This window comes from Mesorhizobium sp. ES1-3 (assembly GCF_020164795.1).
In the GTDB taxonomy this organism is placed as follows: Bacteria; Pseudomonadota; Alphaproteobacteria; order Rhizobiales; family Rhizobiaceae; genus Mesorhizobium.
In genome coordinates this window covers 32,250-56,121 of sequence record NZ_JAIUGW010000027.1, presented here as the reverse complement: position 1 = coordinate 56,121, position 23,872 = coordinate 32,250, and the positions used below count along the sequence as shown (strand labels likewise).

22 protein-coding genes are annotated in these 23,872 nt (G+C 63.9%); 9 read left to right on the top strand and 13 right to left on the bottom strand.

The annotated features are described in order from the left end of the window. Nucleotides 1–8 precede the first annotated feature (8 nt). From LB536_RS26585 to LB536_RS26565, 5 genes are all read right to left on the bottom strand, one after another. Nucleotides 9–812 (bottom strand): isocitrate lyase/phosphoenolpyruvate mutase family protein, encoded by an 804-nt coding sequence (locus LB536_RS26585; RefSeq protein WP_140760782.1) that lies wholly within the window; start codon nt 810–812, stop codon nt 9–11. Nucleotides 813–887: 75 nt separating this feature from the next. Further along, entirely contained in the window at nt 888–1,739 is an 852-nt protein-coding gene (locus LB536_RS26580; RefSeq protein WP_140760784.1) for a hypothetical protein, read from the bottom strand. An 84-nt stretch (nt 1,740–1,823) separates the two neighbouring features. Then, nucleotides 1,824–2,495 (bottom strand): HAD family hydrolase, encoded by a 672-nt coding sequence (locus LB536_RS26575; RefSeq protein WP_224597814.1) that lies wholly within the window; start codon nt 2,493–2,495, stop codon nt 1,824–1,826. A 53-nt stretch (nt 2,496–2,548) separates the two neighbouring features. Next, a complete protein-coding gene (gene dut, locus LB536_RS26570; RefSeq protein WP_224597811.1) occupies nt 2,549–3,034 on the bottom strand; it encodes a dUTP diphosphatase in 486 nt (161 codons plus the stop codon). A gap of 96 nt (nt 3,035–3,130) precedes the next feature. Further along, nucleotides 3,131–3,601 (bottom strand): Lrp/AsnC family transcriptional regulator, encoded by a 471-nt coding sequence (locus LB536_RS26565; RefSeq protein ID WP_140760791.1) that lies wholly within the window; start codon nt 3,599–3,601, stop codon nt 3,131–3,133. Nucleotides 3,602–3,714: 113 nt separating this feature from the next. Between LB536_RS26565 and LB536_RS26560 the strand changes: the two genes are divergently transcribed. From LB536_RS26560 to LB536_RS26550, 3 genes are all read left to right on the top strand, one after another. Continuing rightward, complete coding sequence (locus LB536_RS26560; protein ID WP_140760793.1) at nt 3,715–3,963, top strand: DUF6356 family protein; 249 nt, start codon at nt 3,715–3,717, stop codon at nt 3,961–3,963. 13 nt (nt 3,964–3,976) lie between these two features. Continuing rightward, complete coding sequence (locus tag LB536_RS26555) at nt 3,977–4,777, top strand: class II glutamine amidotransferase (RefSeq protein WP_224597807.1); 801 nt, start codon at nt 3,977–3,979, stop codon at nt 4,775–4,777. 171 nt (nt 4,778–4,948) lie between these two features. Continuing rightward, complete coding sequence (locus LB536_RS26550) at nt 4,949–6,319, top strand: amidase (protein WP_224597804.1); 1,371 nt, start codon at nt 4,949–4,951, stop codon at nt 6,317–6,319. Here the strand turns inward: LB536_RS26550 and LB536_RS26545 are convergent. Then, a complete protein-coding gene (locus LB536_RS26545; RefSeq protein ID WP_224597801.1) occupies nt 6,313–7,386 on the bottom strand; it encodes an NAD(P)/FAD-dependent oxidoreductase in 1,074 nt (357 codons plus the stop codon). The two genes, LB536_RS26550 and LB536_RS26545, sit on opposite strands and share 7 nt — an antisense overlap. 141 nt (nt 7,387–7,527) lie before the next feature. Here LB536_RS26545 and LB536_RS26540 point away from each other — a divergent pair, with 141 nt between their 5' ends. Then, nucleotides 7,528–9,120, top strand: a complete 1,593-nt coding sequence (locus LB536_RS26540) for a peptide chain release factor 3 (RefSeq protein ID WP_224597798.1) — start codon at nt 7,528–7,530, stop codon at nt 9,118–9,120. Nucleotides 9,121–9,211: 91 nt separating this feature from the next. Here LB536_RS26540 and LB536_RS26535 read toward each other — a convergent pair whose 3' ends face one another. Beyond that, entirely contained in the window at nt 9,212–9,679 is a 468-nt protein-coding gene (locus LB536_RS26535) for a VOC family protein (RefSeq protein WP_224597795.1), read from the bottom strand. 247 nt (nt 9,680–9,926) lie between these two features. Between LB536_RS26535 and ilvD the strand changes: the two genes are divergently transcribed. After that, nucleotides 9,927–11,771, top strand: a complete 1,845-nt coding sequence (gene ilvD / locus LB536_RS26530) for a dihydroxy-acid dehydratase (RefSeq protein ID WP_224597793.1) — start codon at nt 9,927–9,929, stop codon at nt 11,769–11,771. Nucleotides 11,772–12,015: 244 nt separating this feature from the next. Here the strand turns inward: ilvD and LB536_RS26525 are convergent, their stop codons facing one another. Next, nucleotides 12,016–13,770: an ABC transporter ATP-binding protein gene (locus LB536_RS26525; RefSeq protein WP_224597788.1), complete on the bottom strand. Its 1,755-nt coding sequence runs from the start codon at nt 13,768–13,770 to the stop codon at nt 12,016–12,018. A 150-nt stretch (nt 13,771–13,920) separates the two neighbouring features. Here LB536_RS26525 and LB536_RS26520 point away from each other — a divergent pair, with 150 nt between their 5' ends. Both LB536_RS26520 and LB536_RS26515 read left to right on the top strand, forming a co-directional pair. Beyond that, a complete protein-coding gene (locus LB536_RS26520) occupies nt 13,921–15,201 on the top strand; it encodes an amidohydrolase family protein (RefSeq protein WP_224597785.1) in 1,281 nt (426 codons plus the stop codon). A gap of 81 nt (nt 15,202–15,282) precedes the next feature. Further along, nucleotides 15,283–16,206 carry a DMT family transporter gene (locus LB536_RS26515; RefSeq protein WP_224597783.1) on the top strand — a complete coding sequence of 308 codons (924 nt, stop codon included), beginning with the start codon at nt 15,283–15,285 and terminating at the stop codon, nt 16,204–16,206. Between the two features lie 120 nt (nt 16,207–16,326). Here LB536_RS26515 and LB536_RS26510 read toward each other — a convergent pair whose 3' ends face one another. Beyond that, entirely contained in the window at nt 16,327–17,229 is a 903-nt protein-coding gene (locus LB536_RS26510; RefSeq protein WP_224597781.1) for a phosphotransferase family protein, read from the bottom strand. Nucleotides 17,230–17,323: 94 nt separating this feature from the next. On the opposite strand from LB536_RS26510, the gene LB536_RS26505 reads away from it, so the two are divergent. Continuing rightward, complete coding sequence (locus LB536_RS26505; protein WP_318013501.1) at nt 17,324–17,956, top strand: class I SAM-dependent methyltransferase; 633 nt, start codon at nt 17,324–17,326, stop codon at nt 17,954–17,956. On the opposite strand, the gene LB536_RS26500 is transcribed toward LB536_RS26505, so the two are convergent. Together LB536_RS26500 and LB536_RS26495 are read right to left on the bottom strand one after the other, a co-directional pair. Then, nucleotides 17,953–20,406 (bottom strand): FAD-dependent oxidoreductase, encoded by a 2,454-nt coding sequence (locus LB536_RS26500; RefSeq protein WP_224597777.1) that lies wholly within the window; start codon nt 20,404–20,406, stop codon nt 17,953–17,955. The two genes, LB536_RS26505 and LB536_RS26500, sit on opposite strands and share 4 nt — an antisense overlap. Continuing rightward, nucleotides 20,403–21,290, bottom strand: coding sequence for a phosphotransferase (locus LB536_RS26495; RefSeq protein WP_224597775.1), 888 nt, complete (start codon nt 21,288–21,290; stop codon nt 20,403–20,405). The genes LB536_RS26500 and LB536_RS26495 overlap by 4 nt, the downstream gene beginning before the upstream one ends. A gap of 418 nt (nt 21,291–21,708) precedes the next feature. Between LB536_RS26495 and LB536_RS26490 the strand changes: the two genes are divergently transcribed. Next, nucleotides 21,709–22,485 (top strand): DeoR/GlpR family DNA-binding transcription regulator, encoded by a 777-nt coding sequence (locus tag LB536_RS26490; RefSeq protein WP_140810826.1) that lies wholly within the window; start codon nt 21,709–21,711, stop codon nt 22,483–22,485. Here LB536_RS26490 and LB536_RS26485 read toward each other — a convergent pair. Next, a complete protein-coding gene (locus tag LB536_RS26485) occupies nt 22,482–23,381 on the bottom strand; it encodes an NAD(P)/FAD-dependent oxidoreductase (protein WP_224597773.1) in 900 nt (299 codons plus the stop codon). The two genes, LB536_RS26490 and LB536_RS26485, sit on opposite strands and share 4 nt — an antisense overlap. Then, nucleotides 23,371–23,820, bottom strand: a complete 450-nt coding sequence (locus LB536_RS26480; RefSeq protein WP_140810829.1) for an RrF2 family transcriptional regulator — start codon at nt 23,818–23,820, stop codon at nt 23,371–23,373. The genes LB536_RS26485 and LB536_RS26480 overlap by 11 nt, the downstream gene beginning before the upstream one ends. Nucleotides 23,821–23,872: the final 52 nt, after the last annotated feature.

Genomic DNA, 23,872 nt, shown 5'->3' with positions numbered 1-23,872 from the left:
GGCCGGTCCTAGCCCTGGGATTTGCCGTACAGCGCCTGCAATTTGCCGAACGGCATGGCGGCGCGGGTGAAGCCGAACGTGCCGTCCTGCTGGATTTCGCGCGCCGCCGTCTCCAGCATGCCGTAGGCGAAATTGGTCAGCCAGGGGCCAAGCGAAATCCGTTTGACGCCGGCCATGGCAAGGTCGGCGATGGTGAAGCCGGGCCTCGCCATGACGTTGACCGGCTTGCCGACCGCCGAGCAGATCGTGCGCACCATCTCGATGTCGCCGATGCCCGGCGCATAGAGCACGTCGGCGCCGGCCTTTTCGAAAGCCTGCAGCCGCTTGATCGTGTCGTCGAGGTCGGACTTGCCCCAGAGGAAATTCTCGGCCCGCGCCGTGAACACGAAATCGCGCTTCAGCGCACGCGCCGCCTCCACCGCGGCCGCGACACGCTCGACCGCGTGCGAAAACTCATAGATGGGCTTATCCGGATCGCCGGTGTGGTCCTCAATCGAGCAGCCGGCAAGCCCGGCGGCTTCCGCCGCGAAGATGGTCTCGGCGGCCTGCTCGGCGCTGTCGCCCTTGCCCTTCTCGAGATCGGCCGAAACCGGCAGGTCGGTGGCGGCCGTCACGTCGCGGCAATGATGGATCATCTGGTCGAAGCTCACGGCTCCATCCGGCAGGCCGCGCGAAAAGGCAAAGCCGGCGCTGGTCGTGGCCAATGCCTTGAAGCCGAAGGAGCCAAGCAGCTTCGTCGTGCCCGGGTCCCAGGGATTGGGCATGACGAAGGTCGAGGCATGCAGGTCGCGAAAAATCTTGCCCTTGTCCATGGATGCTCCCCCATAACGAGTGTCGGGGCGGATGCTAGCGCGCTGTTTGCGGCCGGGCAAACGAATGCGGTTGGTTCAGAAGCGTTTCTCGTTGTCTGCTGCCAATTTCTCGAAAGCGTCGGAATCGGCGACATAGCCCGCCGTTCTCTTATCCCAGCGGTAGGTGACGGAAATGTCGTTCGAGACGGCCTTCGGGGCCGGTTCGTCGCAAGTCTCTTCGCCGGGCGCTGTCTTGTCGGTTATCGTCGCCTTGATCGCCGCGTAGGGCGGGCCATCGCTCAAAGCCTGGAAGGCCAGATCCTGGGAGCGCCGGTAGGAACAGACATTTTCGTCGAACGTGTTGATGAGGTCGATCAGCTCAAAACGGTCGTCTCGCACCAGGATAAGCGGCGTCGACATGTAGCCCTGGTTCGAGTTGAAATGCGTGCTGGAGATCATCAGCGCATCGTCACCGACGCCGAGCGAAAGTTTACCGGGGTGGCGAAAGAAGGTGAAACGGTCGGTCGCCACATTGACGGCATCGAGCAGCCTCGGTTTGCCGGTGAGGTCGTAAAGCGCCAGCACCACATAGCCCTCCGCGCTGTCGGGCGACTCGCCGAGGTCGAACAGCATGGCCAGCCGGTCCTTGCCGCCGGCTTTGATGCCAAGCACGCCGGCGCTGAAAATGCTCGGTGCTTCCGGTGGCGAGCTGTCATTGTCGGGACCGGCAATGTGCCGCATCTCGATCGGCGAGGAGCCGACATAATAGTCACCCTTCGCCGTCAGATCCGGAATGACCATCCTGATGAGATCGGCATAGGTCGTATCGGCGTGGCCGGCGATGGGTTTGGCGAGGTCCGGGCTGGCGGCATCCTGGGCGCTGGCCGCGCCGCACAGCAATGGCACCAACAGGCAGGCAAAGACGAGCCGATGCAAAAATCCTGACATGCTTGATATCGTCCCCTCACCGCAAGCATCGCGAAGCTAACATGGCTTGCGGGGCGCCGCAGCTAGCCAATCCGGCCGGCAAAGTCAGTGGATCGGCACCAGCCCGGCGAGTTCGCGCATGTCGTCGAACAGGATGCCCCCGGCCTGGATCAGGCCGTTGCGGTCGGAATAGGGATCGCCATGATAGGAGAACACCCGCATGCCGGCGGCGATGCCGGCCTGCGTGCCGGCAACGCTGTCCTCGATGACGATGCAGTCGGCGGGCTCGAAGCCCATGGTCCTGGCCGCATGCAGGAACAGGTCGGGGAACGGCTTGCCCCGAGACACCATGGTGGCGCTGAACATGGCATGCTCGAACAGCGGCAACAGCCCGGTCTGGCCAAGCGTTATGTGCATTTTGGAGATCCTGGCCGAGGTGGCGACGCAATAGGCGAGGCCGGCCGCGCGGACCGCCTCGATGAACTCCCGGACATAAGGGATAGCTTCGACGCCATGGGCGAACAGATCCGGCAGGCCGGCATTCCAGCGCTCGACGAAATCGGCGCCGAGCCTGACGCTGGTCGTCTCTTCGATCTCCTTCTGCACTGACACCATGCTGCGGCCGGAGAAGTTCTTCCGGCAATATTCGAAGGTCGTTGCGTAGCCGGCCGCGCTAAGCCATTCGGCCAGGCGTCGGTTGGCCAGGTTCTCGGTATCGACCAGGATCCCGTCGCAGTCGAAGATGACGAGCTTTGGCAGCGGCCGTGTTTCAATCATATTGGATCAGTCTACCCGGCAAACGGCTCAACATGCCGAAACGCAGCCATGCATCAGGCGGTGCCGGTCGATCCGAATCCGTCCGAGCCGCGCGCCGTGCCGCCGGCGAGCGAACGCTCTTCCACCGCCACCTGCGTCACGGCGGTGAAAACGATCTGGGCAATGCGCATCCCGCGCGTGACGGCAAAATCCTCGTCGCCGAGATTGACCAGCAGCACCTTCACCTCGCCGCGATAATCGCTGTCGACCGTGCCCGGTGAATTGAGGACGGTAAGGCCATGTTTGAAGGCAAGGCCCGAGCGTGGCCGCACCTGGCCTTCCATGCCTTCGGGAATTTCCAGGATCAGCCCGGTCGGCACCAAAGCGCGTTTGCCCGGCAGGATCAGAAGCGGCCGGTCTTCGGGCACCGCTGCGCGCAAATCCATGCCGGCGGCGCCGGCGCTTTCATAGGCTGGAAGAGGAAGTCCCTCACCGTGCGGCAGCCTGACGAAGCCGACGGTCGGACCGATGACGGAGGGAGTTTGGAGGGCTGCGCGCATAAAATCGATCCTATCGGCGCGATTGTCGATTCGGTCAACTCGACCGCGGACCTATCAACGGCTTTCTTTCGGGCATCACTATGGCCTGAGGGCGGCTTAGCGAACTTCCATCGGAACAACCGTCGTCTCCTTGATCTCCTCCATGACGAAGGAGGCGGACACATCGGACAGCGCCACCTTGGCGATCAGTCGCTGGTAGAGCCGGTCATAGGCTTTCACGTCGGCGACGCGGGCGCGCAGCACATAGTCGAGATCGCCAGACATGCGGTAGACGCCGATGATCTCGGGCAAGCCGGTCACCGCGGCGCGGAATTTCTGCAGCCAGTCCGGATCGTGGTTGGATGTGCGGATCAGGATGAACACCGAAAGGCCGAGCCCGAGCTTTTCGGCATCGACCAGCGCCACGCGTCCGGTGATGACGCCATCTTCCTCCAGCCGCTTGACACGACGCCAGCAGGCATTGCGCGACAAGGCCACCCGCTCCGACAGCTGGTCGACCGACAACGTGCCGTCACGTTGCAATTCGGCGAGCAGTTTTCGATCGATTTCGTCGATTGCCAGTGTCATGTGGGATGTTTGTCCCATGAAATAGTAAAATGCAAGGATATTTTGGGACCAATGAACCGGTGAGGCGTGTCAGGATATTCATATCGGAACGCAAGCGCTGAAGGGGAACCAGCATGTCGGTCGCAAGGATTTTCACCTCACATCCGGCCAAGGTCGGTGAAACCTATTTCGGCCACATGGCCTTCGCCGCCTGGTTCTCGTCGCGCCTGCTGATGGCGGCGGGAGCAGCATTTGTTCACGCTTTCTTGCCATTTCTCTTCGAGACTACCGCCAGCCGAATCATCCGCGAGCTCTACGAGCGGACGCACAACAGAGGCACACACGCGATCAACGAGCCGGTGGCTCTTCCGGATCGCGCCTAGGGGACGACAAGCGATGTGCCGGTGGGCCGCCTATCTCGGTGAAGCGGTCTTTCTCGAAGACATCCTCACGGCGCCCTGTCACTCGCTGATCGCCCAAAGCCACTGCGCCCAGGAAGCGAAGTCGCCGACCAATGGCGACGGTTTCGGCCTTGCCTGGTACGGCGACCGGCCCGAGCCCGGTCTTTATCGCGACATCCTGCCGGCGTGGTCCGATCCCAACCTGAAGAGCCTGTGCCGGCAGATCAAATCCGGCCTGTTCCTCGCCCATGTGCGGGCCTCGACGGGCGGCGCCACCAGCCGCATGAATTGCCATCCGTTCATCTCCGGCCGCTGGTCGTTCATGCACAATGGCCAGATCGGCGGCTTCGAGAAGATCCGCCGCGCGCTGGAGAACTCGCTGTCCGACGCTGTCTTCGACCTGCGCGAGGGCACCACCGATTCCGAACTCTTTTTTCTCCTGATGATCGACGAAGGGTTGGCTGCTGATCCGCAAGGCGCCGTTTCCCGTGCCACCAGTCGCGTGCTCGAAGCCTCGCGCCGTGCCGGTCTCGAGCCGGCGCTGAAACTCACCGGCGCCTTCTCGGACGGGCAGGCGTTGTATGCGGTCCGCTATGCCACCGACGCCCAGGCGCCGACGCTCTACACAGCGATGTTCGGCAAGGGCGCTGGCCGCTGCATCGTCTCCGAGCCTTTCGATCGCGAGGGCGGCGGCTGGCAGGCGATTCCGCCATCGAGCTTCGTCACCATGACAAGGGACGGCATCGCCATCCGCCCCTTTGCGCCAACTGCGGCGAAACTGGCGCTGGTTGGATAGGCTTTCGCCGCGTTGAGTAACGTCGCGGGACAGAGGGGGGCGCCGTAGAGTGCCGACCTCAACGCAATCCCAATCAAAGGCCGACTTCCAAGGAATGCTCAACTCCGCTTGAAGCCGCGCCGCTGTCCGCCATCTTGAAGGGCAGGCGGCAAGCAAGCTGGAGCATTCGTCATGGACCCGGTCTTTTCCACAACCACCGATCTCGCCGCCGCCATCGCCAATCGCAAGATCTCCGCCGTCGAAGCGCTCGACGCCCATCTCGCGCGGATCGACAGGCACAACCCTGCCGTCAACGCGGTCATCTCACTCGACAGGGAAGGGGCTCGCGAGCGTGCCAAGAAGGCCGACGCGGCATTGGCGCGTGGCGAAGCGCTCGGGCCGCTGCACGGCGTTCCCTTCACGCTGAAGGACGTGCACGAGACATTCGGCATGAGGACCACGGTCGGCTTCCCGCCCTTCGCCGACTATGTGGCGAAAGAAGACAGCCCGGTCGTTATCAGGCTGAAGGCGGCCGGCGGTGTGCTAATGGCCAAGACCAATGTCGCCACCATGTTGTCCGACTGGCAGTCGGACAATCCGCTGTTCGGCCGCACCTGCAATCCCTGGAACCTCCAGCGCACCCCGGGCGGATCCAGCGGCGGCGCCGCTGCCGCCGTCTGCACAGGCATGACACCGTTCGACGTCGGCACCGACATGCAGGACTCGATCCGCCTTCCGGCGGCTTTCTGCGGCGTCTATGGGCTTAAGCCGACCGAACATCGCGTTTCGCTGGCCGGCGCCTTTCCGGATCCTGGCGGTGCCGCGCGCGGCGTGCGGCTGATGTCCTGTCTCGGCCCACTGGCGCGCAGCGTCGAGGATCTGTCGTTGATCTATCGGATCATCGCCGGCCCGGACAGCCGCGACACCGACCTTGCGCCGGTGCCGGTCGAGGCCATGCCGAAGCTCGACCTTCAGACACTACGCATCGCTTTCGCGCCCGACTTTCCCGGTTTCCCGGTGGCCGGCGACATCAGCGCCGCGGTCGAAAATCTTGCAAGGCAACTGCAAGACGCCGGCGCTATCATCGAGGAAGCGAAACTGCCCAAGCTCGACCTGCACGACGATCTCGCCGAGGGCGGCGCGCTGATCGGTATGATGATGGAGGCGGCGCAGGAAACCCCGGAGCGGCCGACATCGGTCTCGCGCTGGTTCGAGGCACTGGCCCGCCGCGACAAATCCATTCTCGCCTGGGACCAATTCTTCGAGGATTGGGACGCGCTGCTCTGCCCGGTCGCCATGACCACGGCATTCCTGCATTGTGCGCCGGGCACTGCGATCAAGGTCGACGGCAAGGACCGGAGCTACTGGATGCTGCCGGCCTACGGCGCCCTCTTCAACTACAGCGGCCACCCAGCGCTTTCGATGCCATGCGGACAGGACAGCGACGGCCTGCCGATCGGCCTGCAGCTTGTCGGCAAACGCTGGTCGGAATCGCGGCTGCTCGCCATCGCCAGGGCGATGGAACCGCTGGCCGGCGGCTTTCGCCGGCCGCCCGGCTATTGAGCGAAGCGCGACAGCCCGTAAGGCGCCATCAGCGGGTCGCGCTCGCCGCCAAGAATTTCGCGGGTGGCGAACAGGCCGACGGCCGGCGCCAGCGTGATGCCGGAATGCATGACCGCGACATAGACGCCATCCATGCTCTCGGCGCGGCCGATGATCGGAAAGCCGTCGATCGGCGTCGGCCGGTAGCCGACCGTGTGGAAATCCAGCTCAAGTCCGTCGCTGTCGCGCAACATGGCTTTCGTGGCCGCGAACAACGCGCGCGCGGTGGCCTCGGCATCCATCCCCGGATCGGCGCCGCCGAAGTCCGAGCCGGCGATGATGCGGCCTTCCGCCGTTTGGCGCATGTGCAGCCGCTCGGCCAGCACCAGTCCGTTGAGCAGCTTCTTGTATGGCCGCGAATGGACGATCAGGCCGGGCGGCGTCTCGATCGGCAGGTTGATGCCGGCGGTCGCCGCAATGTCAGGCGAGCCGACGCCTGCCGCGATCACCACCTCGTCGGCGGCGATCAGCCCATGCGATGTGTCCACGCCGGTTATCCTGCCATTGGTCTGGGCAAGTGCCGTCACCGTGCTGGAGGCGATGCGTGCACCGCGTTGTTCGGCATCCGCCAGCAGCGCCTTGGCGGCTGCGACCGGCTCGGCGACACCCTCTTCGGCTACATGCAAAGCGACATCCGGAAGTTCGGCGAGATTCGGCTCGATGCGCGCCGCGCCGGCACCATCGACGCGCTCGATGCCGTAGCCCCAGGCAGAATGCTCCGCGGCATAGGTTTCCATTTCGGCCGCCGATAGATCCCAGCACAGGCCGCCGCACCAGGCGAGCGGCAGGCTTGGCAGATCCCGCGCTAGCCGAGTCCATTCAGCCATCGCGCGGCTGCGCAGCCGGAAATACGGCTCCGGGTTACCCCAGCTGGCATTGATCCAGGCAAAGGAACTTGGCGTGGCGACACCGCCAATGCCGCTTTCGGAGATGACGGTCACTTGCGCGCCGGCCTTGGTCAGATGCCAGGCGATGGAAGCACCGATGATGCCGGCGCCGATGACGATGATTTGCTTGGTTTCGCTCATGCTTGATCTCCGCCGGATTGGCATCCCTGATGCCATCGCCGCGGTCGGAGCTCAAGTGCGGACAGGGCCCTTCAGGCCAAAACCGTCGACAGGCCGGAAAAGCGCTGCTAGAAGCCCGCGCCACAGACAGGATTCCAGAAATTGGCAGAAGACATCGAACAGGCGGTATCGCGCCGCCGCACTTTCGCGATCATCGCCCACCCTGACGCCGGCAAGACTACGCTGACCGAAAAGCTGCTGCTGTTCGGTGGCGCCATCCAGCTTGCCGGCGAGGTGAAGGCCAAGAAGGACCGTATCCAGACGCGGTCCGACTGGATGAAGATCGAGCGCGAGCGCGGCATTTCGGTCGTCACCTCGGTGATGACGTTCGAATATGAGGACAACGTCTTCAACCTGCTCGACACGCCGGGCCACGAGGATTTCGCCGACGACACCTATCGCACACTGTCGGCGGTCGACTCGGCGGTCATGGTCATCGACGCCGCCAAGGGCATCGAGCCGCGCACGCTGAAACTGTTCGAGGTCTGCCGGCTGCGTGACATCCCGATCATCACCTTCGTCAACAAGATGGATCGCGAAAGCCGCGATCCGTTCGAGATTTTGGACGAGATCGAGCAGAAGCTGGCGCTGGACACCGCGCCCATCACCTGGCCGATCGGCCGTGGCAGGACCTTTTCAGGCACCTATCACCTGGCGCTGAACGCGGTGCGTAAGGGCGATGACGAGAAGGAGCGCACGCCGGTCAACGGTCCCGATTCCAACCGTGTTGCCGGCCTGCTGCCGGAAAACGAGCGCGAGGCCTTCATCGAGGAACTGGAACTCGCGCGCGAAGCTTGCCGCCCGCTCGACATCGACGCCTTTCGCGAGGGCCATCTGACGCCTGTCTATTTCGGCTCGGCGCTGCGCAACTACGGTGTGCGCGACCTGATCGAGGCGCTCGGCGCCTTTGGCCCGCCGCCGCGCGCGCAGGAGGCCGATACCCGCACCATCGAGGCGACCGAGGAGAAAATGACCTCCTTCGTCTTCAAGATCCAGGCCAACATGGATCCCAACCACCGCGACCGCATCGCCTTCGTGCGCGTTTGCTCGGGCAAGCTCGAGCGCGGCATGAAGGCAAAGCTGGTGCGCACCGGCAAGCCGATGTCACTCTCGGCGCCGCAATTCTTCTTCGCCCGCACCCGTGTCACCGCCGATGAGGCCTTCGCCGGCGATGTCGTCGGCATCCCCAACCACGGCACGCTGCGCATTGGCGACACGCTGACCGAGGGCGAGGAGATCCTGTTTCGCGGCGTGCCGAACTTCGCCCCGGAAATTCTGCGGCGTGTCCGCCTCGGCGACGCGATGAAAGCGAAAAAACTTAAGGAAGCGCTGCACCAGATGGCCGAGGAAGGCGTCGTGCAGCTGTTCTCGCCCGAGGACGGCTCTCCGGCGATCGTCGGCGTTGTCGGCGCCTTGCAGCTCGATGTGCTGAAAGAGCGGCTGAACTTCGAGTACACGCTGCCCGTCGAGTTCGAAAAGTCGCGCTTTTCGGTCTGCCGCTGGATCTCGGCCGACGACAAGGCCGAGGTGCTTCGCTTCATCGAAGCGCATCGCGGCGACATCGCCCGCGACCTCGACAACGACCCGGTCTTCCTCGCCCAGCACGCATTCTCTCTGAACTACGAAGCCGACCGCTGGAAAGCGATCCGTTTCGCCACGATCAAGGATTACCAGGTGAGAGACAAGGCGGCGTGATTATAGTGAGTAGTCAGTAGTGTGCAGTGAGTAGTCAGTAGTCAGCAGTGATATTACTACTCACTACTCACTACTCACTACTCACTTGCGATCACCCCTTCGCCGCTTCCTCGATCTTGGCGATGTCGATCTTGCCCATCTGCATCATCGCACTCATCACCCGGCCGGCCTTGGCCCGGTCCGAATCCAGGAGCAGGCGCGGCAACTGTTCCGGCACGACCTGCCAGGAAACACCGAACTTGTCCTTCAACCAGCTGCAGGCGCCAGGCTCCCCGCCCTCGGTGAGCTTCTCCCAGAAATAATCGACTTCTTCCTGCGTCTTGCAGTCGATCGACTGCGACATAGCCTCGTTGAACTTGAAGTTGGGGCCGCCATTGAGCGCCTGGAACGGCACGCCGTCGAGCTCGAACGTGGTCAGCAGCACTTTGCCCTCATCGGCGTGACCCTTGGGCCAACGCAGCACGCTCAGCACCTTCGAATTCTTGAAGATGGAGACGTAGTGGTTCATCGCTTCTTCGGCCTGGCCGTCGAACCACAGGCAGGTGGTGATCTTTTGCATGTCGTGCTCCTCGGTTGCTTCTTGCGCCACAATGAAACGGCCGACTCCCGGAATGGTGCCATTTCTTGCCGTCTGCCCAAGGACGGCCGTGAAACGCCCGATCCGACAGTGGCATCGAATTTTCCTAGAGAATCTGGCGCATTGCAAAAATGTGGCCAGACCATACTTGCGCGTCTATAACCCCTGCGATCAAAATTCAGCGCCGCCGCGCCATTCTTCGGCTGCGGTCAGCCATCAAGGAAAAAACATGCCCGCCTACCGTTCCCGCACCACCACCCATGGCCGCAACATGGCCGGCGCCCGCGGCCTATGGCGCGCCACAGGCATGAAGGACAGTGATTTCGGCAAGCCGATCATCGCGGTCGTCAATTCCTTCACGCAGTTCGTGCCGGGTCACGTCCATCTGAAGGACCTTGGGCAGCTGGTCGCCCGCGAGATCGAGAAGGCCGGCGGCGTTGCCAAGGAATTCAACACCATCGCCGTCGATGACGGCATCGCCATGGGGCATGACGGCATGCTCTATTCGCTGCCGTCGCGCGAGCTGATCGCCGACTCCGTCGAATACATGGTCAATGCGCACTGCGCCGACGCCATGGTCTGCATCTCCAATTGCGACAAGATCACGCCGGGCATGCTGATGGCGTCGCTGCGTCTCAACATCCCGACCGTGTTCGTCTCCGGCGGCCCGATGGAGGCCGGCAAGGTGGTGCTGGCCGGCAAGGCGCAGGCGCTCGACCTCGTCGATGCCATGGTGGCCGCCGCCGACGACAAGATCTCCGACGAGGACGTCAAGGTCATCGAGCGCTCGGCTTGCCCGACCTGCGGCTCCTGCTCGGGCATGTTCACCGCCAACTCGATGAACTGCCTGACCGAGGCGCTGGGGCTTTCGCTGCCCGGCAACGGCTCGACACTGGCCACGCATGCCGACCGCAAGCGGCTGTTCGTCGAGGCCGGCCATCTCGTCGTCGATCTCGCCCAGCGCTACTACGAGCAGGATGACGAAAGCGCATTGCCGCGCAGCATTGCCTCCAAGGGCGCCTTCGAAAACGCCATGACGCTCGATATCGCCATGGGCGGCTCCACCAACACCGTGCTGCACATCCTGGCCGCCGCCCATGAGGGCGAGGTCGACTTCACCATGGAGGACATCGACCGGCTGTCGCGGCGGGTCCCCGTCCTGTGCAAGGTGGCGCCGGCCAAGTCCGACGTGCACATGGAGGACGTCCATCGCGCCGGCGGCATCATGGCCATCCTCGGCCAGCTCGACAATGCCGGCCTGATCAATCGCGACCTGCCGACCGTGCACACGGCCAGCCTCGGGGAAGCGCTCGACCATTGGGATATTTCACGCACCTCGAGCCAGAATGTGCGGGACTTTTTCCTCGCCGCCCCCGGCGGTGTGCCGACGCAGGTCGCCTTCAGCCAGGACCGCCGCTGGGACGAGCTCGACACGAACCGCGAGACCGGCGTCATCCGCTCGGCGAAGACCCCTTTCTCGAAAGACGGCGGCCTCGCCGTCCTGAAGGGCAATCTGGCGCTCGACGGCTGCATCGTGAAGACGGCAGGCGTCGATGAGTCGATCCTGAAATTCACCGGTCCTGCTCGCGTCTTCGAAAGCCAGGACGCTTCGGTCAAGGCGATCCTTGCCAATGAGATCAAGGCCGGCGACGTCGTCGTCATCCGCTATGAGGGACCGCGCGGCGGCCCCGGCATGCAGGAAATGCTCTATCCGACCAGCTATCTGAAGTCGAAGGGCCTGGGCAAGGCCTGCGCGCTGGTCACCGATGGACGCTTCTCCGGCGGCACGTCGGGCCTGTCCATCGGTCATGCTTCGCCGGAAGCAGCGGAAGGCGGTCTGATCGGGCTGGTGCAGGAGGGCGATACGATCGAGATCGATATCCCGAACCGCACCATCCGTCTTGCCGTCGACGACGCGGAACTCGATGCCCGCCGCGCGGCCATGGAGGCCAAGGGCGCGGCCGCCTGGAAACCGCAGGAAAAGCGCAAGCGCAAGGTGACAACCGCTTTGCGCGCCTACGCCGCCTTCGCCACCAGCGCGGACAAGGGTGCCGTGAGGCACGTGCCGGAGTAAGGCTCGAATCTCGTCAGGTCGGCGCTGCCCCTCATTGTCCTGCCGGACATTTCTCCCCGTATAGTGACGGGGAGAAAGAGGCCATTACCAACGGCTTCGCCCAATTGTCGGCGTTGCAAGAAAGCTGAGAGGTTGCGACCAGCCCCTTCTCCCCGTCACTATACGGGGAGAAGATGCCGGCAGGCAGATGAGGGGCGGCACAAACACTGCAGGACTACCTGTCCTCGGCTTGCGCCGCTCCACACTAAGGCATCAACTGATACTCATAGAGCTTCTGGTAAAGCCCGCCCTGCTTGAGCAAGGCCCGGTGCGGCCCGCTTTCCACCACTTTGCCGGCTTCCAGCACCACGATCGTGTCGGCCTGGTGCACGGTCGACAGGCGGTGCGCGATGACGATCGTGGTGCGCCCTTCCGTCAGCTGTTGCAGCGCGTCGCGGAACAGCGCCTCTGACTCCGCGTCGAGCGCGCTGGTCGCTTCGTCGAGCAGCAGGATTTCGGCGTTGCGCAGCATGGCGCGCGCGATCGAGATGCGCTGGCGCTGGCCGCCCGACAAAAGGCCGCCATTCTCGCCGACATCGGTTTCATAGCCTTTCGCCTGCGCGACGATGAAGTCATGCGCGTTGGCCGCCCTGGCCGCGGCGATCACCTCGTCGTCGGTCGCGTCCTCGCGACCAAGCCGGATGTTGTGCATGATGGTGCCGGCAAACAGGAACGTGTCCTGGCTGACATAGGCGATCTTTTCCCTGAGCGAGGCGAGCGTGGCATGGGAAATGTCCTGGCCGTCGAGCAGCACCCTGCCGCTCTTCGGGTCGTACATACGCATGATCAGGTTCAGGATCGTTGACTTGCCGCCGCCGGAAGGGCCGACCAGCGCCGTCATCTTGCCGGGCGCCAGGGTCAGGTCGAACCCATCCAGCACCGGGGAGCCGTTCTGGTAGGCGAAGCTGACCGCGTCGAACCGTATCTCGCCCGGTCCGGCCTGAAGCGGCCTTGCATCCGGCTTCTCGGCCAATGTCAGCGGCTCGTCGGCCAACTGGAACATCATGCGCACGCCGACAATGCCGCTTTCCAGCGAGATACGGACGCGCGCGAGGCGCTTTGCCGGTTCATAGGCAAGCAGCAGCGCCGCGATGAAGGCCATGATGTTGCCAGGCATCTGGCCGCCCTTCAGGACCAGTAAGCCGCTGACCATGACCGCGCCGGCGATCGCCAGGCCGGCCAGCGTTTCCATCACAGGATTGGTCACTGCTTCCAGCGCGGCGATGTTGTTGGCCCGGTCCTCGACATCGGACACCGCCCTGTACATACGCTTGCGCATCAGGCCTTCGAGGTTGAAGGATTTGACCACGCGCACGCCGATCGCGGTTTCCTGCATCACCTGCACGATCTGGCCGACCGAGCGGAACTCCATGGCGGCGAACTTGCGCACGCGCTTCAGGATGCGGTTGACGCCATAGATGGCCAGCGGACCGACGACGAAGCAGATCAGGGACAGCGCCGGCTGCTGCCAGACCATGACCCCAATCAAGGCAGCCAGCGTCACCAGGTCGCGCACATAGGAGGTGACGATGAGGTCGAGCACGTTGCGCGCCGCCTGGGCATTGTTGGTCATGCGGGTGATCAGGTCGGACGACGAGGTCGAATGGTAGAATTCGATGCCTTGCGCCAGGATGCGATCGTAGATCTTGCGTTGCCGTTCGGCGATGATGGCGTTGCCGACGCGGCTCATGAAGTAGGCCTGGACGAAGTTGGCGATGCCCTTGACGATGAAGATCCCGGCGACCGCCACGGCAATCATGTTGACGCGATCGACCCTTTTGTCGATCACGAATTCATTGGTGATTTCGCGCAGGATCCAGGCGCTGGCGGCCGTCATGCCGGCCACCACCAGCATCGACAAGATCGCGGCGGCGTAGCCGGCCCTGTGCTGCCGGAACGATTCCCGGAGCAGCCTTGCGACGAGGCGCTGGTTTTCCGTCGAGCGGAAGAAGCGAAACACGGCTGATCCTTGATGCCGGGATGACGAAGGCGGCTTATAGAGGGAGTTGCCGCCGGAGGGAACCTTTCGCCGCCATCGAAAGAAACCGCTGCGGCAGGCTGTCTTTTGAGACACGATACAACTGTGATTCTTCAAGCGGGATGATGAGAGATGGATTTCGACTTAATCGTTCGTGGCGGCACGCTGCCGGAGGGCGGCATAGCCGACATCGGCATCAGCGGCGAGACGATCGCGGCGATCGAGCCGAAGCTCGAGGGTTCCTCGCGGACCGAGGTTGACGCCCGTGGCAATCTGGTCTCGCCGCCCTTCGTCGATCCGCATTTCCATATGGACGCCACGCTGTCCTACGGCATCCCGCGCATCAACGCGTCGGGCACGCTGCTCGAGGGCATTGCGCTGTGGGGCGAACTGAAGCCGCTCCTGATGCACGAAGCTGTGCGCGATCGCGCGCTCGCCTATTGCGACTGGGCGGTGTCGATGGGGCTACTCGCCATCCGCACCCATGTCGACGTCTGTGACGACAGGCTGCTGGCGGTCGAGGCGCTGCTGGAGGTCAAGAAGACCGTCGCCCCCTATATCGACCTGCAACTGGTGGCATTTCCGCAGGACGGCTTCTATCGCTCGCCGATGGCGCGCCAAAACACCATTCGCGCGCTGGACATGGGGGTCGACATCGTCGGCGGCATTCCGCATTTCGAGCGCACCATGGCCGATGGCACGCGCTCGGTGACCGAACTGTGCGAGATCGCGGCAAAACGCGGCCTCATGGTCGACCTGCATTGCGACGAGACCGACGACCCGCTGTCGCGTCACATCGAGCAACTCGCCTATGAAACGCAGCGCCTCGGGCTGCGGGGCAGGGTGGCCGGCTCGCACCTTACCTCGATGCATTCGATGGACAATTACTATGTCTCGAAGCTTCTTCCGCTGATCGCCGAGGCCGGTGTTTCGGCGATCCCCAACCCGCTGATCAACATTATGCTGCAGGGCCGTCACGACACGTTCCCGAAGCGGCGTGGCATGACGCGGGTCAAGGAAATGCAGGCGCTCGGCATCCGTGTCGGCTGGGGTCAGGATTGCGTACTCGATCCCTGGTATTCGCTGGGCACCGCCGACATGCTCGACGTTGCCTTCATGGGCCTGCATGTCGCTCAGATGTCGAGCCCGGCCGACATGGCGCGCTGCTTCGACATGGTCACCAACGTCAACGCCGCGATCATGGGCCTCGATCATCTCGGCCTGGCCGTCGGCAAACGCGCCAGCCTGGTGGTCCTCGATGCCGGCAATCCGATCGAGGCCCTGCGCCTGCGCGCCGAGCGCATCTGCGTCATCGCCAGGGGCAAGGTGGTGGCGGAGCGAACAAGGCAGGATACCAGGCTTTCGATCTCCGGCAGGCCATCGCAGGTGAACCGCAGACATATATCCACCTAGAACAGCCGATTCCCGACGCTGGTCTTACCGTTTCTCCGATTCCCACTCGTCAAAGTTGGCGCTTGCGGATAGGAGCCGGGCATGGTTGAGCCCGTCGCCCGGAATTCGATGGTCAGGAATGTGCTTCTGGCCGGCATCCTGCTGATGCTGGCGGGCGACTTCCTGTTTGCGCTGAACGACGCGATGGGCAAGTGGCTGGTTACCAGCTTCTCCGTCGGCCAGGTCGTGTTGATTCGCTCGATTGGCGCCTTCATCGTGCTCGGCCCGATGATCGCCAACCAGGGCGCTGGCAGACTGTTCCAGCTGGAACGGCCCGGGCTGCAGATCCTGCGCGTGGTGGCGACGACGCTGGACACCGCTTTGTTCTACGCCGCCGTCGTCTATCTGCCGCTTGCCGATGTGATGAGCTTCTACATGGCCGGGCCGATCTATGTGGCGGCGCTATCGCATTTCCTGCTTGGCGAAAAGGTCGGCTGGCGCCGCTGGGTGGCGATCCTGCTCGGCTTCTGCGGCGTGGTGATCATGCTGAAACCATCCTCTGCCGCGTTTTCGCTGTCGTCGGGTTTCGCGCTTGTCGGCAGCCTTGCCTTCGCATTCGCCATCATCCTCAACCGGCGCTTGCGCGGCACCAGCGACACCAATCTGGTGACGTGGCAGACGATCGGCACGCTGGCGGTTGGCGGCGTGCTGACCATCGGCGCCTGGAAGGCGCCTTCGGCGCTCGATCTCGGCGCCATGCTGCTGCTCGGCATCGTCTCCTGCGGCGCGCATCTGATGATCACGCGGGCGCTGAAACTGGCGCCGGCCTCGACGCTGGCGCCGCTGCATTACACGCTGCTCTTGTGGGCGGTGGTGTTCGGGCTGGTGTTCTTCGGCGACGTTCCCGGTCCACGCATCCTGATCGGCTCCGGCATCATCGTTCTGGCCGGCCTGTTCATCTTCCATCGCCAGAAAGTGGTCGACACCACGGTGCCGCCGGAGAACGTGCCGAAGGGTGTGAACTGAGGCCCGGATTTCGGGTGCCTAATGCATGTCGCCCAAAAGTGACCTCGGTTTTGGGAGAACGACATGCATCAAAACAAAATCTAAAGCGCGTCGCATGAACACGTTTCACTGCGACGCGCTTTAGCCTTGGCGTACCGCAGCAAGGTGCCGCGAAAATTCCTCTGTCTCCATCAGCACCTTGCAGCGCGCGAAGCGGCCGTCGGCATAGGCGCGGAAATCGTCTACTGGGTTGTTGTTGGCAAGCTGGATCAGCCCCCACAGCGTCCACAACAGGTCGCACATCGCCTTGTAGATGACGATGCGGCCGCGCTCCGCCGGCTTCGCCTCGCCACCGAAATAAGCGCGCATCAGCTCCTCGTCCTGGGCCGCGTCGAATTTGCCCTCGACGCTGAGATCGCCGAGGTCCCAGAGCGGGTCGTTCATTCCGGAATATTCCCAGTCGACGATCCACATCCGCTCGCCCGTATCGAGAAAATTTTCGCACAGCGGATCGCAGTGGCAGGCGACGAGGGGCAAGGGGCGGACGGCCAGCGCCGAGCGCACGCTGCCGGCCTCGCGCACCACGTCGTGATAGCCGGCGGGCAGGGCGACATCCCTCGTCGACAGCACCTTGAGATAGTCGTCGATCATCGAAAACAGCTCGAAGCGGAAGGGGAACACCGCGCCGGACGCGTGCAGCTTGCGGAAGGCCTCGGCCGCCCGGGCCGGACTGCCCTGCCGGTCCCTGAATTTCTCCGGCGACATCGTCTCGGCACCAGCGATGTAGCGCGTCACCATCAGGCCCGTGGCGGCATCGGCATGCAGCACCTCGGGGCTGACACCGGCCTTTGCCGCCTCGCGCGCCGCCACCGCCTCGTTGGCGCGGTTGATGTATTCCTCGGTGCCTTTGCCTGGAATGCGCAGGCAGTAATCGCCGGCCTTGAAGACGAGGTTGGTCAGGCCACCGAGCCGTTCCAGCGGCCCGGTGTAGCCGGCCAGCACCGGAATGGCGGCAAGTTTTGCCCGCGCCTCGTCTGTGACCATGCCTGCGTCCCCACGCGCTATTTCTTCGCCGCAACGGTTCCACAATTTTCGTCGTTTGGCTATCATCCCGGCAAGACGAGGGATTGGTGGACACGTGACGGACAGCAAACACCATGGCGCACTTGGCGAGGTCTACGCGGCCAAGCGCCCGGAAGAGGTGGCGGCACTCTATGACAGGTGGTCGCAGACCTATGACGCCGACATGTCGGCCGCCGGCTACCGCCATCCGACGATCTGCCTTGCCTTGCTGGCGCGCCATCTGCCGCGCGGCTCTGCCCCGTTGCTCGACGCCGGCGCCGGTACCGGGCTGATCGGCGAATGGCTGGATATTGCCGGCTATCCCCAGGTCGAGGGGCTGGACATCTCGCAAGGCATGCTGGATCAGGCCGCGCGCAAGGGCGTCTATTCGGCGCTGCATTGCCTGGCGCTCGGCGGCGCCTTGCCTTTTGCCGACGATGCCTATGCCGGTATCATCTCGGCCGGCGTGTTCACCTCGGGTCATGTCGGCGCCGAGGGCTTGGACGAACTGATCCGCATCTGCCGGCCGGGCGGAGTGATCGTGCTGACGGTCAAGAACACGCTGTGGGATCAGGGTTTTGCCGCGCGCATCGCGGAACTCGAGGCGCAAGGTCTCGTCACCCGCGCCGAGGAAACCCGCCCTTACGTCTCGATGCCCGGGGAGGCTGATACCGTCCCGAGTCGTGGCCTCGCCTTGCGCGTGAGTTAAGCCTTCACTCGCTCCATTGCCGGGTCGTATAGCGGCTCGAAATAGAGTTTAGCCGGCGTCCGCTGCATCGCGACCACCAGTTCATAGCTGCCCGAGGCGAGGAAATCGTCGCTCACCCCGTCGGCGTTGCGCACATAGCCATAGCCGATGTTCTTGCCGACCGTGTAGCCATAGCCGCCGCTGGTCAGATAACCCACCGGCTCGCCATCGCGCAGGATGGTCTCGCGCCCAACGAGCACGATCTCCGGATCGTCGACCGTGAAGCCGGCAAAGCGCTTCTTCAGGGACGCGCCGCCAACCTTCTCGAGCGCGCGCCGTCCGACGAAGTCGGTGTTCTTGCGCAGCTTGACGGCCCAGCCGAGCCCGGCCTCCAGCGGTGTGTCGTTGGGCGTGATGTCGGAGCCCCAGGCGCGATAGCCCTTTTCCAGCCGCAGCGATTCCAGCGCGCGGTAGCCGACCGGCCGGATGTCGTGTTTCCCGCCGGCGACCATCAGCGCGTCGAAGACTTCGCCGGTGGCGGCGATCGGCACATGCAGCTCCCAGCCCAGTTCGCCGACATAGGTGACGCGCAGCGCCCGCACCGTGTAGCCGGCTATTGTGATCTCGCGCACATAGCCGAACGGAAAGCCGGCATTCGAAACATCGCTCCCGGTCACCGCCGAAAGCACGTCGCGGGCACGCGGTCCCATCAGCGACAGCGTGCCGAAATCCTCGGTGACATCGGCGAGCTGGGCATCGAGGCCCTCGCCAATATGGTCGCTGATCCACGAGGCGTCATGGGTGCGGAAACCTGTGCCGGTGACGATGTAGAATTTTTCCTCGCCAAGCCGCGACACGGTCAAATCGGCCTCGATGCCGCCGCGCGTGTTGAGGAGTTGCGTGTAGGTCAGCCGGCCGACCGGCTTGCTGACATCGTTGGCGCAGATCCAGTCCAGGGCCTTCGCCGCATCGGACCCGCTCAGCTCATACTTGGCGAAGGACGACTGGTCGAAGATGCCGACATGCTCGCGCACATGCCGGTGTTCGTCGCCGACGGCGGCGAACCAGTTCTGCCGGCCCATCGAATAGATGTCCTTTGGCTCGACGCCCTCCGGCGCGAACCAGTTCGGCCGCTCCCAGCCGAGCTTCGAGCCGAATACGGCGCGCTGGTCTTTCAGCCTGTCGTAGAGCGGCGAGACGATGCGCGGCCGGCCGGAAACATATTCCTCGTGCGGGAAGCCGATCGTATAGTGCTTGCCATAGGCTTCCAGCGTGCGCTCGCACACCCAGTGCCGGTCGCGGTGCAGGTTGGAAAAGCGCCTGATGTCGACCACCCACAGGTCGAGCGGCGCCTCGCCATCGACCACCCATTGTGCCAGCACCCAGCCGGCGCCGCCGCCCGAGGCGATGCCGAAGGCGTTGAAGCCGGCGCCGACGAACATGTTGGCGCATTCGGGCGCCACGCCGAGGATGAAATTGCCGTCCGGCGTGAAGCTCTCCGGCCCGTTGATCATCTGCTTGACGCCGACCGTCTCCAGCGCCGGCACCCGTGCGATCGCCTGAACCATGTGCTGCTCGAAATGATCGTAGTCGTCGTCGAACAGCCGGAACTCCCAGTCATCGGGCACGTCGCCCCCGGGGAGACCGGTTGTCCAGGCCTGCGGGTTCGGCTCATAGCCGCCCATCACCAGGCCGCCGATCTCTTCCTTGAAATAGGTGCGCCGATCGGGGTCGCGCAGCGTCGGCGCGTCGGTCGCCAGTCCCGCGATCTTTTCGGTGATGATGTACTGGTGTTTCACCGGCTGCAGCGGCACGTTGATGCCGGCCACGGCGCCGACCTGTCGTGCCCATTGCCCGGCGCAGTTCACGACCTTGTCACAGGCAATGTCGCCCTGATTGGTCTTCACCGCCGTGATGCGGTCGCCCTTCATCTCGAAGCCGGTGACGCGCACATCCTCATAGAGTTTGGCGCCATGCATGCGCGCGCCCTTGGCCAGCGACTGCGTGATGTCGGAAGGGCTCGCCTGGCCGTCGGTCGGCAGCCAGGACGCGCCGACGAGATCGCCGGTCTCCATCAGCGGCCACATCGCCTTGACCTCCGCCGGAGACAGCAAATGCATGTCCATGCCGAAGCTTTTCGCCGTCGTCGCCAGCCTTTTGTACTCGGTCCAGCGGTCGGCATTGGTGGCGAGCCTGAGGCAGCCGGTCATCTTCCAGCCGGTGGCAAGGCCGGTCTCGGCCTCCAGCCCCTTGTAGAGATCGACGGAATATTTCAGCACCCGCGTGATCGAGGCCGAAGAGCGCAATTGCCCGACCAGGCCGGCGGCATGCCAGGTCGAGCCCGAGGTCAGCTTGCCCTGTTCGAGCAGCACCACGTCGGCCTTGTGGTCGCGCGCCAGATGATAGGCCGTCGAACAGCCGATGATGCCGCCGCCGATGACGACGATCGCGGCCTGGCTAGGCAAGGTCATGATTTCAGGATCCCGTATTTTGTCCGGTAGTTTTCCAGCGCCGCGTCGAGCCGCGCCAGGTTTTCCTCGGTATAGGCGACGTAGTCGATGCCGGGCGCGTCGAGATAGAGCTCCGACACCATGCTCCACATCGCCTCGCGCAGCAGCGAGGCGCATTGCATGGCTGCGTGCGAGCGGCGGATCGCCTCGTCCGGTTCCTTCATGAAATAGGCGGTCAGGAAGGCGAAGGATTCCTCGTCGCTCATGCCCGCGTTCGAAGCGACGCCGGCAAGGTCGAACATTGCTGTGTTGAAGCCGGCATATTCGAAATCGATCAGCCATAGCCTGCTGCCGTCGTCGAGAATATTGGCAGGCAAGAGATCATTGTGGCCAAAGACGATCGGCAGCAGTTTCTGGGCGCGCTCCAGTTCGTCGGCCAGCGCCAGAAAGCGCGGCAGGTCACCGCGCTTGCGGCTGTTACCTTCTTCAAGCGTGCGCGCGTAGTCGCGGATGACGTGGAACACCCAGAACATGAAGCCGGCGCCGGAGATATGGTTGGGCATCTCCCGGTGAAAGCCGCGCATCAGCGCCGCGACGCGGCCGAGATTGGCGCGCACGTCCTCGGCCAGATAGGTTTTGGCGCCAAGAAACGCCGTCACCAGGATTCCTGGTTCGGCATAATGGACCGCCGGCGCGAAGCCGGCGGCGTGAGCCGCCCGCGCGGTCATCACCTCGCGTTCGCGGAAGACATGGTGGAACGGATAATCCTGGCCGAAGCGCACGACGTGTTTGCCGGCGGTGTCGGTGACCACATAATTGGCATTGCTCAAGCCGCCGGGCAGCGGCGCGATCTCGATGGCGCCCGTCCAGCAGGGCAGGGCGCGGATGCGGTCTTCGGCAATCACGAAATCATCCCTGGTTTGCTGGCTTGGTTTGTTGGGCTTCGACAAGGCGCCATGGGCAGCGCAGCGACGGCGGGGAGAAACGCAAACAATCTCGTCGGTGCGGGACGCCAGGATCGGTATCCCGCACCGCACCGACGAGCCCCTTGGCCAGACTTTTGAGCCCGGCATCCGCCCCCGCGGATCTGAAAATTCCTTGAGCCAGACACGTTACGGGCTGTCCGGTCAATGAGTTGCGGCTCTGCCAATTAACCTCCCGCTGCAGCTCCGAACCCTATTGAGGGTGGATTTCACGCCAGGGTTGCCCTTCTGTCAATAAAAAGATGTGACCTTTTTTGGGTATTTTGCCCGAAAGTATAGGCAATTCCTTTAAAAGCGCTAGGAATGCCATAGAAGCGGGCAAATTCTGGGACGCGCACATATGGTCCACTCGAAACGGCATGGCGAGATCCTGCGGCTGCTGCAGGAAGAGGGAACCGTCACCATCGCCAGCCTTGCCGACCGGTTGGGCGTTTCACTCGAAACCGTGCGGCGGGACGTCAAGCCGCTCACCGGCGACGGCTCGGTTCTGAAGATGCATGGCGCCATCGGCCTGCCGTCGATGATCGGCGAGGCACCGTTCGAACGGCGCATGCGCGAGCATGCCGACGCCAAGCGCGTCATCGCGCGCATGGTTGCCGCCACCATCCGCGACGGCGAATCGATCATGCTCGACACCGGCACCACGACGTCGTTCCTGGCGCGCGAACTGCTCGGCCACCGGCGCCTGACGGTCGTCACCAACTCGTCTGATATCGCCCGCACGCTGGCCACCATCAACGGCAACAAGGTCTATATGGCCGGCGGCGAGCTGCGCAGCGATTCAGGCGCCGCGTTCGGGACGTCGGCGATCGAGTTCGTCAGCCGCTTCTCGGTCAGCCACGCCATCATCTCGACCGGCGCCGTGGATGCGGTGACGGGCGTCATGGACTTTGATCTGGACGAGGCGGAATTCGCCCGCATGGTGCTGTCGCGCGGCCAGCGCTCGCTCGTCGTCACCGATCACACGAAGTTCGGCCGCCAGGGCCTGGTTCAGGTCTGCGGCTTCGACGGCTTTTCCGAACTCGCCACCGACCGCGCGCCGCCGCATGACATTGGAGCCGCCCTCGCACAAGCCGGCGCGCGGCTCAGCATCGCCGGCGGGGAAGCCGGAATTTAGCCGAACACCAGGGACTGATGGGCACATACGCCCGCGAAAGTGCCGCCCGACACGGCGAAGGCGATGTTGTGCATCGCGCGTGCCGCGTCTCCGGCGGCATAAACGCCGGGAATCGTCGTCTGCTGTCTGTCATCGACTGATATCATCGAGCCGAGCAGGCCGTCCTTGAAGCCGCAGCCGAGCTGTTCGGCCAGCGGGCTCGCCATCGTGTTGCGTGGCGCGGTGAACATCGCTTTGACGCCGGCCTTCCGGCCGCCGTCCAGGTGGACAACCAGGCCGCCGGAGCCGTCTTCCCTCAGTTCGCTGACCGTCACGGGCTCAAATCTTACATTCTTGCCTTCCAGCACGAGCATCTCCTCGGCGGTGGGCTCGATCAGGCCGTTGCCGAACAGCGTGACGTCGCCCCAGTCGGAAATCAACTGCGTCTGATGCATGGACATCGGCCCGGTCGCGAGCACGCCAAGCGGCCCGCCGGAAACCTCGTAGCCGTGGCAATAGGGGCAATGCAGCACGGTCTTGCCCCATTGCTCGGCAAGCCCGGGAACCTCCGGCAGGATGTCGCGCACGCCGGTTGCCAGCACCAGCCGTGCGGCGCCGAATGTCTCGCCGCCACCGATGGTGATTTCGAAATCGCTGCCGCCGTTCGCAATGGCTTTGTCCGCACGCGCGGTAACCAGCCTGGCTGTCGGATAGGCAAGCAATTGCCGCCTGGCCTCGTCGAGGATGGCGCCCGGCGTGCGCCCGTCCTGGCCGAGAAAGCCGTGCGAATGCGCGGCAAAGCGGTTGCGCGGCTGGCCGGCGTCGATCACCAGCACGTTGCGCCGCGCCCGCGCCGCCTGGATGGCGGCGGACAGGCCGGCGAAGCTGCCGCCGACGACGGCAAGATCATACTGCATGGCTGGAAACTCCAATGAGGTCGAAACGGCGGCGGAAATCTGCGGTCAGGTCGGCCAGGGTGATGCGGCTGAGCTTCTCCGCCAACAGCCTCTCCGCCGCGAGGCGAAAATCGTCGAGCACGGCGATCACTGCTTGCTCGACGAGACAGCCTGGGCTTTCCGGCTCGGTGCTGAACGGCAGCAGCGTTTCGCCAAGGGCAACGCTTATCTCGGCCAGCGAAATGTTCTCGGGCGCGCGCCCGAGCAGCCAGCCGCCGCCATGTCCGCGCGACGAGGTGACGATGCCGGCGTCGCGCAAGCCGGCGATGGTGCGGCGCACCACCACCGGATTTGTATGAATGAAGGTGGCAAGCTGCTCGGAGGTCAGCGCTTGATCGGGTTTCTCGGCCATGTGGACGAGGATATGCAAGGTGGAGGATAGACGGCTGTTGCGCTTCATGTAACTTAATTAGTTACAATAAGCTGCGATGTCAAACGCGCCGGCGTCCCTG

Bases quoted from the DNA above. Each gene is read 5' to 3' on its own strand.
- LB536_RS26585 (WP_140760782.1), bottom strand. From the start codon at position 812: ATGGACAAGGGCAAGATTTTTCGCGACCTGCATGCCTCGACCTTCGTC.
- LB536_RS26580 (WP_140760784.1), bottom strand. From the start codon at position 1,739: ATGTCAGGATTTTTGCATCGGCTCGTCTTTGCCTGCCTGTTGGTGCCA.
- LB536_RS26575 (WP_224597814.1), bottom strand. From the start codon at position 2,495: ATGATTGAAACACGGCCGCTGCCAAAGCTCGTCATCTTCGACTGCGAC.
- dut (WP_224597811.1), bottom strand. From the start codon at position 3,034: ATGCGCGCAGCCCTCCAAACTCCCTCCGTCATCGGTCCGACCGTCGGC.
- LB536_RS26565 (WP_140760791.1), bottom strand. From the start codon at position 3,601: ATGACACTGGCAATCGACGAAATCGATCGAAAACTGCTCGCCGAATTG.
- LB536_RS26560 (WP_140760793.1), top strand. From the start codon at position 3,715: ATGTCGGTCGCAAGGATTTTCACCTCACATCCGGCCAAGGTCGGTGAA.
- LB536_RS26555 (WP_224597807.1), top strand. From the start codon at position 3,977: ATGTGCCGGTGGGCCGCCTATCTCGGTGAAGCGGTCTTTCTCGAAGAC.
- LB536_RS26550 (WP_224597804.1), top strand. From the start codon at position 4,949: ATGGACCCGGTCTTTTCCACAACCACCGATCTCGCCGCCGCCATCGCC.
- LB536_RS26545 (WP_224597801.1), bottom strand. From the start codon at position 7,386: ATGAGCGAAACCAAGCAAATCATCGTCATCGGCGCCGGCATCATCGGT.
- LB536_RS26535 (WP_224597795.1), bottom strand. From the start codon at position 9,679: ATGCAAAAGATCACCACCTGCCTGTGGTTCGACGGCCAGGCCGAAGAA.
- ilvD (WP_224597793.1), top strand. From the start codon at position 9,927: ATGCCCGCCTACCGTTCCCGCACCACCACCCATGGCCGCAACATGGCC.
- LB536_RS26520 (WP_224597785.1), top strand. From the start codon at position 13,921: ATGGATTTCGACTTAATCGTTCGTGGCGGCACGCTGCCGGAGGGCGGC.
- LB536_RS26515 (WP_224597783.1), top strand. From the start codon at position 15,283: ATGGTTGAGCCCGTCGCCCGGAATTCGATGGTCAGGAATGTGCTTCTG.
- LB536_RS26510 (WP_224597781.1), bottom strand. From the start codon at position 17,229: ATGGTCACAGACGAGGCGCGGGCAAAACTTGCCGCCATTCCGGTGCTG.
- LB536_RS26500 (WP_224597777.1), bottom strand. From the start codon at position 20,406: ATGACCTTGCCTAGCCAGGCCGCGATCGTCGTCATCGGCGGCGGCATC.
- LB536_RS26490 (WP_140810826.1), top strand. From the start codon at position 21,709: ATGGTCCACTCGAAACGGCATGGCGAGATCCTGCGGCTGCTGCAGGAA.
- LB536_RS26485 (WP_224597773.1), bottom strand. From the start codon at position 23,381: ATGCAGTATGATCTTGCCGTCGTCGGCGGCAGCTTCGCCGGCCTGTCC.
- LB536_RS26480 (WP_140810829.1), bottom strand. From the start codon at position 23,820: ATGAAGCGCAACAGCCGTCTATCCTCCACCTTGCATATCCTCGTCCAC.